Below are 15,564 nucleotides of genomic sequence, written 5' to 3'. Positions count from 1 at the left end.
CTCTAACTCAATAACAAAATAGTTTATTAAAAAATAACGCGATGATTCACAAATTGGAGGTGAATAAAATGGATGCGAACAAGGTTAATATTAATGAGCTAATTGATAAGGCCAGTTTTACTTCTTTTCATTGGAAAGTTTTAATCTGGTGCTTACTTATTATTATTTTTGATGGATATGACTTAGTCATTTATGGAGTAGCACTCCCTTTATTAATGCAACAATGGTCATTAACAGCTGTTGAAGCAGGTTTGCTGGCAAGCGCGGCTCTATTTGGCATGATGTTTGGTGCCATGATTTTCGGCACACTTTCGGACAAACTGGGGCGTAAAAAAACCATCCTGATTTGTGTGACTTTATTTAGCGGATTTACCTTTATCGGTGCTTTTGCCAAAGGACCAACTGAGTTTGCAATTTTGCGCTTTATTGCTGGCCTTGGTATTGGTGGCGTGATGCCAAATGTGGTCGCACTCATGACCGAATATGCGCCTAAAAAAATTCGCAGTACATTGGTCGCAATCATGTTTAGCGGCTATGCAATTGGCGGCATGACATCTGCTCTACTCGGTGCGTGGCTCGTTAAGGATATGGGCTGGCAAATCATGTTTTTACTTGCAGGTATTCCACTGCTATTACTCCCACTGATCTGGAAATTTTTACCAGAGTCTCTCGCATTTTTAGTGAAATCTAATCAGAGTGAACAGGCAAAAAGTATTGTCAGCAAAATTGCCCCTCAAACCCAGGTAAATGCCAATACACAGCTGCTGTTAAACGAAAGCACAACAACTGAGGCACCTGTCCGTGCTCTTTTCCAACAAGGCCGTACCTTCAGCACATTTATGTTCTGGATTGCTTTCTTTATGTGTTTACTCATGGTGTATGCCTTAGGAAGTTGGTTACCTAAACTTATGCTACAAGCGGGCTATTCGCTAGGTGCGAGCATGTTGTTCCTGTTTGCACTCAACATCGGTGGCATGGTTGGTGCAATTGGCGGTGGCGCTTTAGCAGATAGATTCCATTTAAAACCCGTCATTACCATCATGTTTATTGTGGGGTCAGCAGCTTTAATTTTACTTGGCATCAATAGTCCACAATTTATTTTATATAGCCTGATTGCTATTGCTGGTGCTGCCACAATTGGCTCGCAAATCTTACTCTACACTTTTGTTGCACAGTTCTACCCGACAGCACTTCGTTCAACTGGCATGGGATGGGCATCGGGAATTGGTCGTATCGGTGCAATTATCGGCCCCGTTTTAACTGGTGCCCTACTCACATTTGAGCTTCCTCACCAAATGAATTTCTTAGCGATTGCGATTCCGGGTGTGATTGCCGCACTTGCAATATTTATGGTCAATCTTAAAGCCTCTGTTGCTGCAGAGACGCCATCAACTTTTAATACTCAAAACACGCTTACTCAGCAGTAAACATAAATGCGCCTAGGACTGGCGCATAGATTTTGGAAATGGATTATGGAATTATTACATCGCTTTAAGCCACATGCTTTAACCTTTGCAACCTTAGTATTGATGTGTGGCAATTCATTCGCTGCAAATCCAAATCAGCAGGCTGAAGATGAATGGAAATTCACTTTAAAGAATGCCTATATCAATCGTAATTTTGACAACGATGCATTAAAAGACACAGGCAGCTGGTCTCAGGCAGCATCGTTATTTTATAAATCGAAAATGCATGACACCCCACTGCAAATTGCAGATAAGCCCATCACCATTGGTGCAGATGCTTCTGTTCAATATGCTGTGCGTTTGAGTTCAGACAAACATGTCGCCGACACGGTTCTACCTTTTAATAAGGAAACTCAGTCACAAGCATCAGACTTTTTAAAATACGGGGCGACATTAAAGTTAGGTTATGACAAAACGCTTTTGAGTGTGGGTGAACTCTGGCTCGATTTACCTGTAACCGCTGTCGATGCCAGCCGACAATTGCTCGCTTCTTATTGGGGAACCAATTTAAAGTCGCAACTTTCAGATCAGCTCTATGCAGAGATTGGTCGGGTTGAAAAAGTATCCCCACGAAATGAAGAAGACTTTAAAAAATTTTCGTTCACTGCAAATGGGGTTACCAAAGAATCGGATGGCTTAAACTATGTGGACCTGCGCTACCAATTTACACCGTCTTTAAAGGGTGAATATTACTTTGGTAATTTAGAAGACCTCTATAACAAACACTATGTAGGACTTGAGCACAATTGGAAACAGCCTAATTTTGCCCTCACCTCTAAGTTTAAATACTTCAATGCAAAAGATGATGGCAATACTTTTGATATCGATGCACAAAACATTGGAGTGCTAGAAACACTTAAAGTGAAAAACAATACCTTTGGTTTGGGCTACCAACAAATTATGGGTGAGTCGGCCTATCCATTACCGGATGGTTTCTTGCCAGAAACTTATTTCATTAACTGGAATACCACTGGATTCTTTAAAGAAGATGAAAAGTCTTACCATGTCATGTACGGCTACGACTTTAAAGACTATGTACCTGGTTTAAACGCAATGGTGAAATATGTTTATGGCCATGATTTTAAAGCAGCCAATGGTGAAAAGAACCATGAAACTGAGTCGAATGTGATTTTGAACTATGCGTTTCAGCAGCCGTTCTTAAAAGGCGTTGCCCTGCAATATATTCGTATTGATTACAACGTTAAGCATGGCAATGACTTTGGTGAAGACCGTCTGTTTGTAAACTACACCAAAAAGTTTTAAAGACTTTTTATTCAATCTAAGCGGGCTATTTTGGCTCGCTTTTTTATATTCTTTCGTTCATAAAAAAACGCCCTTACGAGCGTTTTTAATTAATCTGGCAACTTAAGCAACGTGCTTTTGTACAACAATCGAACCTACTGAATAGCCTGCGCCGAAAGATGAAATCACACCATATTCACCATCATTCACTTCGTGGCCTGTACGGTGTAAAGCAATAATCACACCTGCTGAAGAGGTATTAGCAAATTCATCTAGAATAATTGGTGCGCGGCTTAAATCTGCCTCTTTACCAGCAACATATTTCAAGATTAATTCATTCATGTTGGCATTGGCTTGGTGTAACCAGAAACGCTTAATATCGTTTGCAGTTAACTGCATTTTTTCCAACTGTGCATTAATGATTTTTGCCACCAATGGACAAACATCTTTAAACACTTTGCGGCCATCTTGACGGAATAACTTGTCGTCAACGATCGCATCTTCGCTACGGTTTAAGAAACCGAAGTTATTACGAATGTTGTTTGAAAATTGAGTAAATAGATGAATATCTAAAATTTCAAAACCAGTTTTAGTCGTAGTCTCTTCAATAATAGAAGCCGTTGCAACATCACCAAAAATGAAGTGACAATCACGGTTACGGTAGTCTAGGTGACCAGAGGTAATCTCAACATTCACCAATAAAACACGGCGAGCGCCTGAACGAATTGCATCTGCCGCTTGTTTCAAACCAAAAGTCGCAGCTGAACATGCAACATTCATGTCATATGCATAACCTTGAATGCCAAGTGCCGATTGAATTTCAATCGCTACAGCCGGATAAGCACGCTGCATGTTTGAACATGCCAAAATTACGACATCAATATCTTCAGCAGTCACGCCTGCATTTTCCATTGCTTGTTTCGCAGCAATCACACCCCATTCAGCCTGAAGTGACAACTCATCATTTGAACGCTCAGACAAACGAGGGCGTAAACGAGTCGGATCAAGAATTCCTGATTTTTCGATTACGTAACGGCTTTTAATACCAGAAGCTTTTTCAATAAATTCAGCACTTGAACCACGTAACTCTTCAAGTTCACCAGATGCAATTTTCTCGGCATTGTCTTGGTTATATTGTTCCACATAAGCATTTAAACTGACGGCCAGTTCTTCATTAGAAATGGTTTCTGTTGGATGAAATAGCCCAGTACCTGTAATACGAATGCCCATGTAAAACTCCTAAAAAAATGAAAAGGGTCTGTTAATCTTTCATTTATAAATTGCGCTGTTCGCTAAAAACAACATAAACAGACCCATATCTATTTTAACTGATTCCCAAACGATCCCATAACTTTTGCAGTCGAGTTGGTGAAATAGGCATCTTGGTTTTCATCGGTTGAGAAAATAAAGAAATGCGAAACTCTTCCAACATCAAATACAATTCTTTGATTTTAGGATCGTTTTTTAATTTAAACACCTTGTCCATCCATGGATCGACATCGTCAATTGCTGCATGATCTCGCTGTAGATTATTGGGCAATCGGTCTAAACGCAATAGCAGCGCTTTCAAATAACGCGGGTATTCCTGCCAAAGATCGACAGGCTGGCAATAAACAAAATTGCCAAGTGACATTAAATCTAACTGATCTTCAATATCATCAATACTTCGCCCAAATATCTCTGGATCAAGCACCAAAAGCTGACGGCGAATTTGCTGCCATTGAATATAAATCTCGCTCAATTGCTCAAGAGCTTGCTGACCATAACTCAAAAATTGCTTTTTGACCTGTTCTAGCAGTTTATTAAATTCATCTGTATTAATTGGCAGAGTCGTAATTGCCATTTGCAAGGTTGCATACACCAACATCTGCTCAAGTTTAGCTTTATCACCCAAAGGTGAATATGCCAAAGCAAGCGGTTTTGAAATTTGCTTTTTCAACTGACGAACCAAGTCACCAAGTTGCATGTGTACCAGACGGATAATGCCTTCACGATGCTGTTTAATGGCTTCAGCCTGATCATTAAAAGTCTGGATGACAATACCAGAGTCATCTTTAGCATCAGTTTCAGCAAAAGCTTTGGTTGGTACTAAAGCCTGATATTGTTTCACAACAACACCTGTGACCTTGTGTGAAGCCTCAAAAGTAAAGTTGTCAGGGAAGTTTTTAAACTCACCTTTTTGCTGTTTTACTGGACGATGAGTTTCCACACGACAACGTGCTTTTAGCTCTGGCAGATCACGGCCTTTGGCAATCAATTTACCTTTTTCATCAATGACTTTAATGAACGGCACCAAATATGGATCAATGCGTTCAAACGAGAAATCTTTGTCTGTAATTTGCTCGCCACGTAAGGCAAAAGCTAAATAACTAAAAATATGTTCACGTAAATGTACTGCATCAATACCCTGCATGAGCTTACGAGCTGTATCAGGAATAGGCACTACATTACGACGCTTATCTTTTGGTAACGCTTTGAGTAAAGCCTCAATTAAGTCTTGGCGCCAGCCCGGAATTCCCCATGACCAAATATTTTCATCAACTTGAGGTAGTGCCTGAACAGGAATCTGAACAGTTGCACCATCTTCGTCATGGCTTGGGTCAAAATGATATGTCGTCGCTAAACGTAGTTGACCATTATGCAGATGATCTGGAAATTGCTGCGTAGTCGGTCGATCATTGAGCCAAAGCGCATCATCCTCAACAAATAAATAACGTGGATTATTTGCTTCTACCGTCGCTCGCCAGTCTTCAAAACTACGACGGCTTGCAATTTCTTCGGGAATTTTAGAGGCATAGAACTGATAAATTGTTTCTTCATCAACCACCAAATCACGGCGACGCAATTTATCTTCAACTCGCTCTACTTCTTCAAGCTTAAGTAAGTTGTGTTTTAAAAATGGTGGAACCGTACCCAAATTACCTGTAGTTAATCCATCACGTAAGAAAATCTCATGTGCAGCAGGTTGATCAACTTTTTCAAAATTAATTAACCGTTTTGGCTCAATAATTAAACCAAACAAAGAAATTTGCGCGTAGGCATTTACGATCCCCGCTTTCTTAGACCAATGCGGTTCAAAATAGTGATATTTCAACAAGTCACGTGCAGCGAGCAAAATCCATTCAGGATCAATTTTGGCTAAAGTACGTAAATATACCTGCGACGTTTCGACCATTTCGAAAGCCATAACCCACGAGTTATTGGTTTTGTGCAAAGTACTTGCTGGAAAAACTTTTGCCTTTTGCTGACGCACCGCCATAAAGGTGTTGCGTTCATCTGTTTTATTGGCAATGAAAGAAAGTAACCCTGTCAGCAACGCACGATGCAAGTTTTCATAATTTGCATCTTTTTCATTAAAGCTGAGTTTTAAACCTTCTGCTAATTCAACTAATTGCTGATGCGTTTGTTTCCACTCACGTAAACGCAACCAACTTAAAAAATTCTCCTTAGCAAACTGACGTCGTTTATTTTCAGACATACTTGCTTCACCTTTAGGATTTAAAGTATCCCAAAGTTTCAAATAGAACAGAAAGTCTGAATCTGCTTCTTTGAACAATGCATGCTTTTGGTCAGCCTGCATCTGTTTATCTGCTGGACGCTCACGCGGGTCTTGAACCGCTAAAGCACTCACGACAATCAAGATTTCTTTGAGTACACCAAAATGCGCACCACCAATAATCATACGCGCTAAACGTGGGTCAATCGGCATGCGTGCCATCATTTGCCCGACTTTGGTTAGCTCATTTTTCTTCTCATTCATTGCCCCTAACTCAATCAAGAGCTTTCGACCATCATTCACAAGGCGGAAATCTGGCGGTTCAATAAAATCGAAGTTTTCTAACTCACCTAAGCCCAAACTTTGCATTTGCAAAATAACGGAAGCTAAGTTAGTTCGTTTAATTTCCGGTTCGGTAAATTCTGGACGACTTAAAAAATCTTCTTCGCTGTATAAACGAATACAGACACCAGCAGCAATACGACCGCAACGTCCTTTACGCTGATTGGCAGCAGCTTGGGAAATAGCTTCAATCGGTAAGCGTTGAACCCGTGATCGATAGTTATAACGAGAAATACGAGCAAAACCGCTATCAATCACATACCGAATATTTGGAACAGTAAGCGCAGTTTCGGCTACGTTGGTCGCAATAATAATACGTCGGCCTTTACCACCTGGACTGAAAATCTTTTGTTGTTCAGAAACAGCTAAGCGTGCATACAACGGTAAAATTTCGGTATGTCTTGGCCCATACTTTTGCAAGGTTTCCTGTAATTCACGAATTTCTTGCTCTGTGCTTGAGAAAATTAGAATATCGGCATGTTCAGGATGACCTTTTGCTTCGGCATCGGCAAAACATTCTTCAACCGCCTGTACCACTGCACGCGGTAGATTTTCTTCAAAATCATCAAATTCATCGTCGTCACTTCCGCCAATATTCATCTCTGAAATTGGACGATAAAGCACTTCAACTGGGTAACTACGCCCTTCGACTTCAAAAATTGGCGCATCGTTAAAATAGTTACTAAAACGATTTACATCTAAAGTTGCAGAAGTCACGATAACTTTAAGGTCTGGACGTTTTGGCAGTAACTGCTTTAAATAGCCCATAATAAAGTCGATATTGAGTGAGCGTTCATGCGCCTCATCAATAATGATCGTGTCATATTTAGATAAGAAACGGTCATTGCCTAACTCGGCAAGTAAAATACCGTCGGTCATTAACCGGACAATCGAATCTTGCGAACCTTGTTCATTAAATCGGATTTTAAAACCAATCGACTCGCCAAGCTTTTCGCCGACTTCCTCAGCAATACGCTGCGACACACTACGGGCAGCTAAACGGCGTGGCTGTGTATGACCAATCATACCTGTTAAGCCACGACCGGCTAACATTGCAATTTGGGGAAGCTGAGTGGTTTTACCGGAACCTGTTTCACCTGCCACAATAATGACCTGATGCTTTTGAATTGCATCAATTAGACGGTCAGCATATTGAGAAACCGGTAGTTCCTGATTTAGTTTAATTTCAGGTAAACGTGCAAAGCGCTGTCTTACTTTGGCATTAGATTGTTCAAATAATTTTTCAATCTCTGCTGTATTGGCTTTTTTATCTTTACGTAAACGATTTAAACGGTGACGATCTCTTGCCATCACCCACTGATCTATATTTAAACCATTCTGCACAAACAAACTTTCCTGAAAATACAACAATCCGCTATTTTACGCTTTAATGTGCATAAGGTAAAACAATTGGTTTTTGATATATTTTTAATTTTTTTACATTTTACCCTTGAATTCTCACTAACGAGACTTCATGTTGTTAGGCAAGTTTCTTTTACTATAACTGTCATTTGATTTACATGTTTTTGCAGTCAAATCGAGTACAGTATTTGGGGACTTAAAAATCGCAAATTTATCACTTATTCAATTTTCCGATTTTAGTCATGTAAAAATACTATTTCCCCAATAAAGAATTTTTATTTATTCTACATCTCGTAAACAAGTTTAAATATAAACCTCAATCATGGAGACAATGATGAGCTTGATTAATACTGAAGTTAAACCATTCCAAGCAACTGCTTACCACAACGGCCAATTTGTTGAAGTTAACGAAACTAACCTTAAAGGTAAGTGGTCTGTTGTATTCTTCTATCCAGCTGACTTCACTTTCGTTTGCCCAACTGAACTTGGTGACTTAGCAGACAACTACGCTGAATTCCAAAAACTTGGTGTTGAAATTTATGCTGTATCTACTGATACACACTTCACGCACAAAGCTTGGCACGACACTTCTGAAGAAATCAAAAAAATTCAATATCCATTAGTTGGTGATCCAACTTGGACTCTTTCTAAAAACTTCGACGTTCTTATCGAATCTGAAGGTTTAGCTGACCGTGGTACTTTCGTTATTGATCCAGAAGGTAAAATCCAAATCGTTGAACTTAACGCTGGTGGTATCGGCCGTGATGCGTCTGAACTTCTTCGTAAAGTAAAAGCTGCTCAATACGTTCACGCTCACCCAGGTGAAGTTTGCCCAGCTAAATGGAAAGAAGGCGAAGCAACTCTTGCTCCATCTATCGACTTAGTTGGTAAAATCTAATTTTTTAGATTAGACCACTACGTCTAAAACCACCCTTTTTAGGGTGGTTTTTTTATTGGTTATTTTTATAAATCTAAGCCCTAGTCCGCACCAAAATTTTATAGCTAATTTTTTACAATTCTTATACTTATAAATTTATAGCAACATTCATTTATGAATTGTCAGTCTGCTTAACTTGGAGTACTGTCAAATGATGAAACAAAAGAGTTTTTATATATGTACTAAAAGATCAAATAAAAGTAGGAGTAGTTATATGGAAAAATCTGTTGTTGTAACCTCTTGGAAATACGATGTTTCTTCACGCTATTTAAAAATTTTCTATAGCAATGGCTCAGGTGAGCTCTATCATCCCGTTCCAGAGTTTATCTACAATAATTTGCTACGTACAAATGATAAAACTGCATTTGTTCACAAATATCTTGAGTTTGATCTGCATTTTAAAAGGCTCTGTATTTCTGCTTAATCATAAAAAATCAGCCCCTTGGGCTGATCTGTTTTATATCTTTCAACTATTTAAGCCGCGTGATTTTGCTCTATATATTTCTTTAGCATTTTATCCTTCACATCAACATGCATATTGATTTTACTGAGGTCGCCCTTATAGTGCTCGACAACGCGATCATCCATAATTTTTGACCACCAAGATGGAATAAATGCAGGCAGAATCATTGCCCCATAACCTGCTGGTAATTGCGGCGCATCTTCAAAGTGACGTAAGGTCTGAAAGCTGCGAGTTGGATTGGCATGATGATCTGAATGGCGTTGTAATTGATATAAGAATAAATTGGTCACCACATTATTATTGTTCCAGCTATGCTCTGGCAGAGTACGTTCATATTGGCCATTTTCTTTCTTAGCACGCTTTAAACCATAATGTTCAATATAATTCACCGATTCAAACAAAGTTACTGCATAAGCGGCTTGAGTAACTTGAAATGGGAGAGAACGCGTACCAAATTTCGTCAACATGGCTGCATGGTACACAGCAGACATCGCCCAGCCATGAATCAGCTCATTTTCCTTACAGAAAAAAGGCAATTTCTTACGTTCTAAACGATTCTTTTCAATTTCGATCGCCGATTTAAAGCTGCCAATCACGGTACGTGGTAAAAACTTCCAAAAGGTTTCACCAAATTGTGAAGATGCTGGGTCTTCAGGTGTCGCAACTCGACGGTGGTGTCCATAAGGGTGTTCAATTCGGAAATGGTTATAACCCGATGGTGCTAAAGCTAAATGCGATAAATAATGTTCAAGCTGTCCATTCTTGTGGCTAAGTTCATGGGCAGTATTAATAGCAATCCCATTGACCATTCCCACCAAAGTTCCCAGTAAAACCTGATCAGCAAGAGATGTATTTTTACGACTGGCTAAATATGCCCCATAGATATTGGTCGCATATTGCAAAGGAATAAAAAGTTTAACAATGCGAGCGTAATACGGATCAGCTTCTAAATCTGCGATTGCATCTAATGGTGGATTTTCTGTGTCTTCACCAATCAATTTATCCAATGCAGGAATAACACCATGAATAAATAATGGCCCAAATGAAGCAAAGAACTTTTTAGTTTTTTTAGGACCAAATTGATAGCCCGCTAGGCCACCCATTGCAATGGTCGGTACAGCCAAACCCAATAGCCATAAATGACGTTTTTTGTCCTTAAATGTTGTTGTCGCTTGCTCGACATCCAGTTGAATATGCATATTCATTAGAAACTCCAATCAAACATAAAATGTTTTGCTTGAATTGATTGTGTTCCTTCATAGCGCCTCTATATTATCATTTTAAGACTTGCTATTATCATTTTAAGACTTTACTGAGTTTTTCTTGTGCAGAAGCAACAGATCCCTGTTATTCCCTCACGTTATTATTTACGGCTGATTGAAATTTTAATCAACACGCATCAATACGATAATGATTTATTGATGACATTGCAGCAAGAACTGGCAAAAACAGAATTATTATCGATTCAACAAATTGAACAATTCATTGAGATTGGTTTGAGTCTGCCCAACACTCAAGACTTGGCCTTTGAACTCGGTAAAAATATAAAACTCAGCTCACATAGTCTAGTGGGCTATGCGCTAATGACTAGTCCTAATTTGGAACATGCACTTAGGCTGATTGCACAATATTTTAGACTGATTATGCCGAGTTTTAAGCTCAGTATTCAGTTTCCGACCAATCAGCAAAAGGTTGAACTATTATTTGAACCGATTTTGCAGATGAATAAGCAATGTTTGGCCTTTCATATTGAAGCGATCGCCGTGGCGTTTTACTACAGCCTCTTAGAGTTGGCAGGTCAGCAATTACAACGCTACCAAGTATATTTGAGTATTCCAGAGCCGAGCTATCAAGAACGTTACGTATCTTTAGTGAAAGCCAATTTCCACTTTAACTATACGTGGCTTTCAGGTATACGCGTGGTGATTGATCAGCAACAATTGGCACTGCCCTTACCTTTAGCCGACGCGCATAGTTTAAAAATAGTTGAGCAACGCTGTCAGGAACAAATCCAGAAGATCTATCATCAAGGTGAAATTGTGGAATGGGTCAGCATGATGTTGCGACAAGCTAATCAAGTCCCAACCCTAATGGAATGTGCCAAAGTATTAAACATTTCTACCAAAACCTTGCAACGCTATTTGCAACAACAAGGTGTTGAGTTTCAAGCTTTAAAGCAACAAATCAGCACTGAGCGCGCCATTGATTTATTAGAAAATTCTACCTTTACCATTACCCATATTGCCTATGAGCTGGGGTATTCCAATCCTGCCAATTTCACCCGTGCATTTAATAAAGTACAGGGCTGTAGTCCACAAGCTTATCGGCAAGAATATCTAAAGAAAGTGAACCTACTTCAGAACTACCATACATAAACCAGCGCCTACCGGCAAAATACTGCTCATAAAGTTTTGATCATTTTTAATCAGTTCCAAAAATGATTTTACTTCAGCCGCATGTGAAATGACGTTATCAATAATGAGTACGCCACCTTTTGGCTTGATCAGAGGTTTTAAATCTGGCCAATAATTCTCGTAAGCATGACGCTCAGCATCTAACAAAATAAAGTCAAACGTATCCTGAGCTTCTTTTAAATAATCAGCTGCATCGCCTACCCAAAATTGAACGATTTCACTCAGCTCTAACTCAGCAACATGGCGTTTCGCCTCAGCACTTCGCTTTGCATCAATTTCAACTGTAGTCACCTGCCCACCAGTTGCCTGAGCGGCTTCAGCTAACCATAAAGTTGAGTAACCCGTTGAAGTACCAATTTCTAAAACTGACTTGGCTTGCTGCATGCGAATAAATTGCGACAGTAGTTTTGCAGACTCAGCCTCAATATTTCGATAACGCAGCAAGCGATCTGCCTGCTGGGCATCATGCCGTTTAAAGGTGTCATATAAATCTGCAACTCTTTGTAAGAAAAAAGTATTTGGCATATATTCACCCTTTAAAATCGTTATTTTATATGACAGTCGTTTGAGTTAAGTGCTTTGAATTAACTTAAACCGCGGTACGATACTTCCATCAGCCACTTGAACCGTTTCAGTAAACATATCTAGTGGACGCACCCAAGTCGAATAGTCACCATAAAGACACTGATAAACGACTAGTTCCTCTTCAGTCTCACTGTGTTTTGCCACAGAAAAAACTTGATAGAGATTACCTTTATAATGCTGATAAATGCCGCGTTGCAATGACATGAAAGTACCTTTTAATGTTATGACATAAAATCTTTACAGCCATATAACATATATAAATTTTTAAATACTTTCACTTTAAAAGATAAAAAAGAGTAATAAAGGACACTTAAAGACAAATTACCGCTTTAAATTATTGATATTGTTTATAAGTACCACACCACATTCAAAAAACCGATTAAATCTATAAAAACATACTGTTTTACCTATTTTGTGTTTTAACGTACTATGCATCTATTGAAAGAATTTGGATGCATTGGAGTAAAAACAGATGTTAGATCAAAACATTAAAACTCAATTAAAAGCTTACTTAGAACGTTTAGAAAGTCCAATCGAATTAGTTGCTGCTTTGGATGAATCAGATAAAGCTGCTCAAATTAAAGAGCTGGTTACCGAAATTGCTGAACTTTCTGACAAGGTGACGGCCCGTTTTGATGGCAACAATACACGTCGTCCAAGCTTTGGTGTGGCTAAAGCAGGTGAACAACCTCGTGTGTTCTTTGCTGGTTTACCGATGGGCCATGAGTTTACATCTTTGATCTTGGCACTGTTACAGGTGTCTGGCTATGCTCCTAAAGTTTCTGATGAAGTATTGAACCAGATTAAAGGTTTAAACCTCAAAGCTGACTTTGATGTGTTTGTATCGCTAAGCTGTCATAACTGTCCGGACGTGGTACAGGCGCTTAATCTGATTGCGATTTATAATCCGAACACAACGGCAACCATGATCGATGGTTCATTCTTCCAAGACGAAGTAGAACAACGCAAAATCATGGCTGTTCCAATGGTGTTCCAAGACAATGAGCATATTGGTCAAGGTCGTATGACACTTGAAGAGATTGTGGCGAAACTTGATACCAACTCCGCTGAAAAAGATGCAGCAGTGCTTAATGCCAAAGATGCGTTTGATGTGTTAGTGATTGGTGGTGGACCTGCAGGTGCAACAGCTGCCATCTATGCAGCACGTAAAGGCATTAACACAGGTATCGTGGCTGAACGCTTTGGTGGTCAGGTCATGGATACCATGGACATTGAAAACTTCACATCTGTGCAAAAAACTCAAGGTCCTAAGTTTGCTGCCGAAATGGAAGCACATGTTCGTGAATACGATGTCGATATTATGAACCTGCAACGTGTCAGCAAAATCGTTGGTGCAGATCAAACCAGAAATGGTCTGGTTGAAGTTGAGCTTGAAAACGGTGCAAAACTTGAATCGAAAACAGTGATCCTTTCAACAGGTGCGCGCTGGAGAGAAATGAATGTACCAGGTGAACAAGAATACCGTACCCGTGGTGTCGCATACTGCCCACACTGTGATGGTCCATTGTTCAAAGGCAAACGTGTTGCCGTGATTGGTGGCGGTAACTCGGGTGTAGAAGCTGCGATTGACCTTGCAGGGATTGTTGAGCATGTCACTTTGGTTGAGTTCGATACTAAACTTCGTGCAGACCAAGTCTTGCAAAACAAATTGCATAGCTTGCCAAACACCACTGTGATTATGAATGCTTTAAGTACTGAAGTATTAGGCGATGGTTCACAAGTGACAGGTCTTAAATATAAAGACCGTGCGACTGATCAAGAGCATGTAGTAGAGCTTGCAGGGATCTTTGTCCAGATTGGTTTATTGCCAAACACTGACTTCTTGAAAGACAGTGAGCTTGAATTAACCAATCGTGGCGAGATCATTGTAAATGACCGCAACGAGACTAATGTCAAAGGTGTGTTTGCTGCGGGTGACTGTACCACTGTGCCTTACAAACAAATCATTATTGCTACAGGTGAAGGCGCTAAAGCATCGCTTTCTGCATTTGATTACATTATCCGTTCTGGGCAATAAAATTTAGTCAAACCAGTACGATTTAACCCAAGCCTAGCATTACAAAATGCTAGGCTTTTTTAATATTAGCGTTACAACTCTTTAACAATTTTCGATCTTTATTAATCAGTTAGTTTATGTTTATATTTTAGACATCCATAATTTTGGATGCCATAAATTAGAAGGAAAAACACAATGAATAAATTACTTGTTGCTTTAGGTCTTGCTGCGACCGTTGCTCTTGTTGGATGTAATAAAGATAAAGCTCCAGAAACAGGTGCGACAACGGGTGAACACTTAGAAAATGCAGCTCAACAAGCAACTGCAGATATCAAATCTGCTGGTGACAAAGCTGCAGACGATATTGCTACTGCAACTGATAATGCTACTGCAAAAATCGATGCTGCAACTGACCATGCTGCTGATGCTACCGCTGAGGCTGCTGCAAAAACTGAAGCGACTGCTCGTAAAGCAACTGCTGATACAGCTCAAGCTGTTGAAAATACCGCTGCTGAAGTGAAAAAAGATGCTCAACACTAATTGTCTTTAATAAAAAAGCCCCTATTTATTAGGGGCTTTTTTTGGCTTTTAAAATCTTTTATGAAATTAAGCCTTCATCACGCATCGCAATTTGTACAGATTGACGCTCTGCTACTTTATTACGTAGTGCAATAATGTGTTTATATGGTGTTAAATCATGCTCAATTGAATTTGACCAATTTGTTAAAACAAATAGATAAGCATCTGCTGGGCCAAAATTATCATTTACTAAATAATCATAATCAGATTCAGCCAAATAATTATCGATATATTTTAAAAGACGATCAATTTCTGCATAAGCTTTGGTTTTTTCATCATTTGTTAATGGCGCCCCAAAGAAAACTGCATAAGCATCATGTAATTCAGAGTTCAAATACCCCAACCACTCTAATACTTTCGCACGGCCCATCCCAGATGGCGGAATTAAATCCTGCTTAGGGTCATGCTGAGCAAGAAACGGTAAAATCGCCACATTTTCAGTTAACATTAAACCTGGATTAATTTCTAAAGCAGGTACATATCCCTTCGGGTTAATCTCGTAATAATCTGCGCCTTTTTCAGTTTTATGTGTTTTTAAATTTACCCGTTCTAAGTCAAAATCAACATTAATTTCATTTAAAATAATATGTGCAGCTAAAGAACATGCGCCTGGCGAATAATATAATTTCATATCTGATCCTTGTTATCTCATATTAACGTT

The 15,564-nt window shown here is 39.3% G+C and carries 13 protein-coding genes; 7 read left to right on the top strand and 6 right to left on the bottom strand.

Translation table 11 applies throughout. From position 1 onward, the window contains the following. Positions 1 to 68 precede the first annotated feature (68 nt). A complete protein-coding gene (locus BMW38_RS11040) occupies positions 69 to 1,427 on the top strand; it encodes an aromatic acid/H+ symport family MFS transporter (protein ID WP_092707903.1) in 1,359 nt (452 codons plus the stop codon). Between the two features lie 45 nt (positions 1,428 to 1,472). Then, positions 1,473 to 2,729: an OprD family outer membrane porin gene (locus BMW38_RS11035; RefSeq protein WP_092707901.1), complete on the top strand. Its 1,257-nt coding sequence runs from the start codon at positions 1,473 to 1,475 to the stop codon at positions 2,727 to 2,729. A 102-nt stretch (positions 2,730 to 2,831) separates the two neighbouring features. Here the strand turns inward: BMW38_RS11035 and BMW38_RS11030 are convergent, their stop codons facing one another. Next, positions 2,832 to 3,938 (bottom strand): beta-ketoacyl-ACP synthase III, encoded by a 1,107-nt coding sequence (locus BMW38_RS11030; protein ID WP_004642034.1) that lies wholly within the window; start codon positions 3,936 to 3,938, stop codon positions 2,832 to 2,834. Between the two features lie 94 nt (positions 3,939 to 4,032). Beyond that, entirely contained in the window at positions 4,033 to 7,890 is a 3,858-nt protein-coding gene (gene hrpA / locus BMW38_RS11025) for an ATP-dependent RNA helicase HrpA (RefSeq protein ID WP_092707899.1), read from the bottom strand. A gap of 352 nt (positions 7,891 to 8,242) precedes the next feature. Here hrpA and ahpC point away from each other — a divergent pair, with 352 nt between their 5' ends. Together ahpC and BMW38_RS11015 are read left to right on the top strand one after the other, a co-directional pair. Then, on the top strand, positions 8,243 to 8,806 hold the full coding sequence (gene ahpC, locus BMW38_RS11020; protein WP_003652649.1) for an alkyl hydroperoxide reductase subunit C: 564 nt from the start codon (positions 8,243 to 8,245) through the stop codon (positions 8,804 to 8,806). A gap of 253 nt (positions 8,807 to 9,059) precedes the next feature. Then, positions 9,060 to 9,269, top strand: a complete 210-nt coding sequence (locus BMW38_RS11015) for a KTSC domain-containing protein (RefSeq protein ID WP_003652651.1) — start codon at positions 9,060 to 9,062, stop codon at positions 9,267 to 9,269. 50 nt (positions 9,270 to 9,319) lie between these two features. Here the strand turns inward: BMW38_RS11015 and BMW38_RS11010 are convergent, their stop codons facing one another. Next, complete coding sequence (locus tag BMW38_RS11010; protein WP_092707897.1) at positions 9,320 to 10,513, bottom strand: alkane 1-monooxygenase; 1,194 nt, start codon at positions 10,511 to 10,513, stop codon at positions 9,320 to 9,322. A gap of 120 nt (positions 10,514 to 10,633) precedes the next feature. On the opposite strand from BMW38_RS11010, the gene BMW38_RS11005 reads away from it, so the two are divergent. Further along, positions 10,634 to 11,683, top strand: coding sequence for a helix-turn-helix domain-containing protein (locus BMW38_RS11005; RefSeq protein WP_092707895.1), 1,050 nt, complete (start codon positions 10,634 to 10,636; stop codon positions 11,681 to 11,683). Here BMW38_RS11005 and BMW38_RS11000 read toward each other — a convergent pair. Beyond that, on the bottom strand, positions 11,660 to 12,247 hold the full coding sequence (locus BMW38_RS11000; protein ID WP_092707893.1) for an O-methyltransferase: 588 nt from the start codon (positions 12,245 to 12,247) through the stop codon (positions 11,660 to 11,662). The genes BMW38_RS11005 and BMW38_RS11000 overlap by 24 nt on opposite strands. Before the next feature lie 45 nt (positions 12,248 to 12,292). Further along, on the bottom strand, positions 12,293 to 12,511 hold the full coding sequence (locus tag BMW38_RS10995) for a DUF1653 domain-containing protein (RefSeq protein WP_003652655.1): 219 nt from the start codon (positions 12,509 to 12,511) through the stop codon (positions 12,293 to 12,295). A 268-nt stretch (positions 12,512 to 12,779) separates the two neighbouring features. Between BMW38_RS10995 and ahpF the strand changes: the two genes are divergently transcribed. Both ahpF and BMW38_RS10985 read left to right on the top strand, forming a co-directional pair. Further along, on the top strand, positions 12,780 to 14,345 hold the full coding sequence (gene ahpF, locus BMW38_RS10990; RefSeq protein WP_092707891.1) for an alkyl hydroperoxide reductase subunit F: 1,566 nt from the start codon (positions 12,780 to 12,782) through the stop codon (positions 14,343 to 14,345). Positions 14,346 to 14,519: 174 nt separating this feature from the next. Continuing rightward, entirely contained in the window at positions 14,520 to 14,864 is a 345-nt protein-coding gene (locus tag BMW38_RS10985) for a hypothetical protein (protein WP_092707889.1), read from the top strand. Positions 14,865 to 14,922: 58 nt separating this feature from the next. On the opposite strand, the gene BMW38_RS10980 is transcribed toward BMW38_RS10985, so the two are convergent. Continuing rightward, positions 14,923 to 15,534, bottom strand: coding sequence for a glutathione binding-like protein (locus BMW38_RS10980; protein ID WP_004642025.1), 612 nt, complete (start codon positions 15,532 to 15,534; stop codon positions 14,923 to 14,925). Between the last annotated feature and the right edge of the window lie 30 nt (positions 15,535 to 15,564).

It is taken from the genome of Acinetobacter sp. yr461 (assembly GCF_900110445.1).
GTDB lineage: Bacteria > Pseudomonadota > Gammaproteobacteria > Pseudomonadales > Moraxellaceae > Acinetobacter > Acinetobacter calcoaceticus.
This window is presented reverse-complemented; position numbering and strand designations above follow the sequence as displayed.

What these genes read in the sequence shown, in the direction of transcription:
- BMW38_RS11040 (WP_092707903.1), top strand. Translation starts at nt 69, where the DNA reads ATGGATGCGAACAAGGTTAATATTAATGAGCTAATTGATAAGGCCAGT.
- BMW38_RS11035 (WP_092707901.1), top strand. Translation starts at nt 1,473, where the DNA reads ATGGAATTATTACATCGCTTTAAGCCACATGCTTTAACCTTTGCAACC.
- BMW38_RS11030 (WP_004642034.1), bottom strand. Translation starts at nt 3,938, where the DNA reads ATGGGCATTCGTATTACAGGTACTGGGCTATTTCATCCAACAGAAACC.
- ahpC (WP_003652649.1), top strand. Translation starts at nt 8,243, where the DNA reads ATGAGCTTGATTAATACTGAAGTTAAACCATTCCAAGCAACTGCTTAC.
- BMW38_RS11015 (WP_003652651.1), top strand. Translation starts at nt 9,060, where the DNA reads ATGGAAAAATCTGTTGTTGTAACCTCTTGGAAATACGATGTTTCTTCA.
- BMW38_RS11010 (WP_092707897.1), bottom strand. Translation starts at nt 10,513, where the DNA reads ATGAATATGCATATTCAACTGGATGTCGAGCAAGCGACAACAACATTT.
- BMW38_RS11000 (WP_092707893.1), bottom strand. Translation starts at nt 12,247, where the DNA reads ATGCCAAATACTTTTTTCTTACAAAGAGTTGCAGATTTATATGACACC.
- BMW38_RS10995 (WP_003652655.1), bottom strand. Translation starts at nt 12,511, where the DNA reads ATGTCATTGCAACGCGGCATTTATCAGCATTATAAAGGTAATCTCTAT.
- ahpF (WP_092707891.1), top strand. Translation starts at nt 12,780, where the DNA reads ATGTTAGATCAAAACATTAAAACTCAATTAAAAGCTTACTTAGAACGT.
- BMW38_RS10985 (WP_092707889.1), top strand. Translation starts at nt 14,520, where the DNA reads ATGAATAAATTACTTGTTGCTTTAGGTCTTGCTGCGACCGTTGCTCTT.
- BMW38_RS10980 (WP_004642025.1), bottom strand. Translation starts at nt 15,534, where the DNA reads ATGAAATTATATTATTCGCCAGGCGCATGTTCTTTAGCTGCACATATT.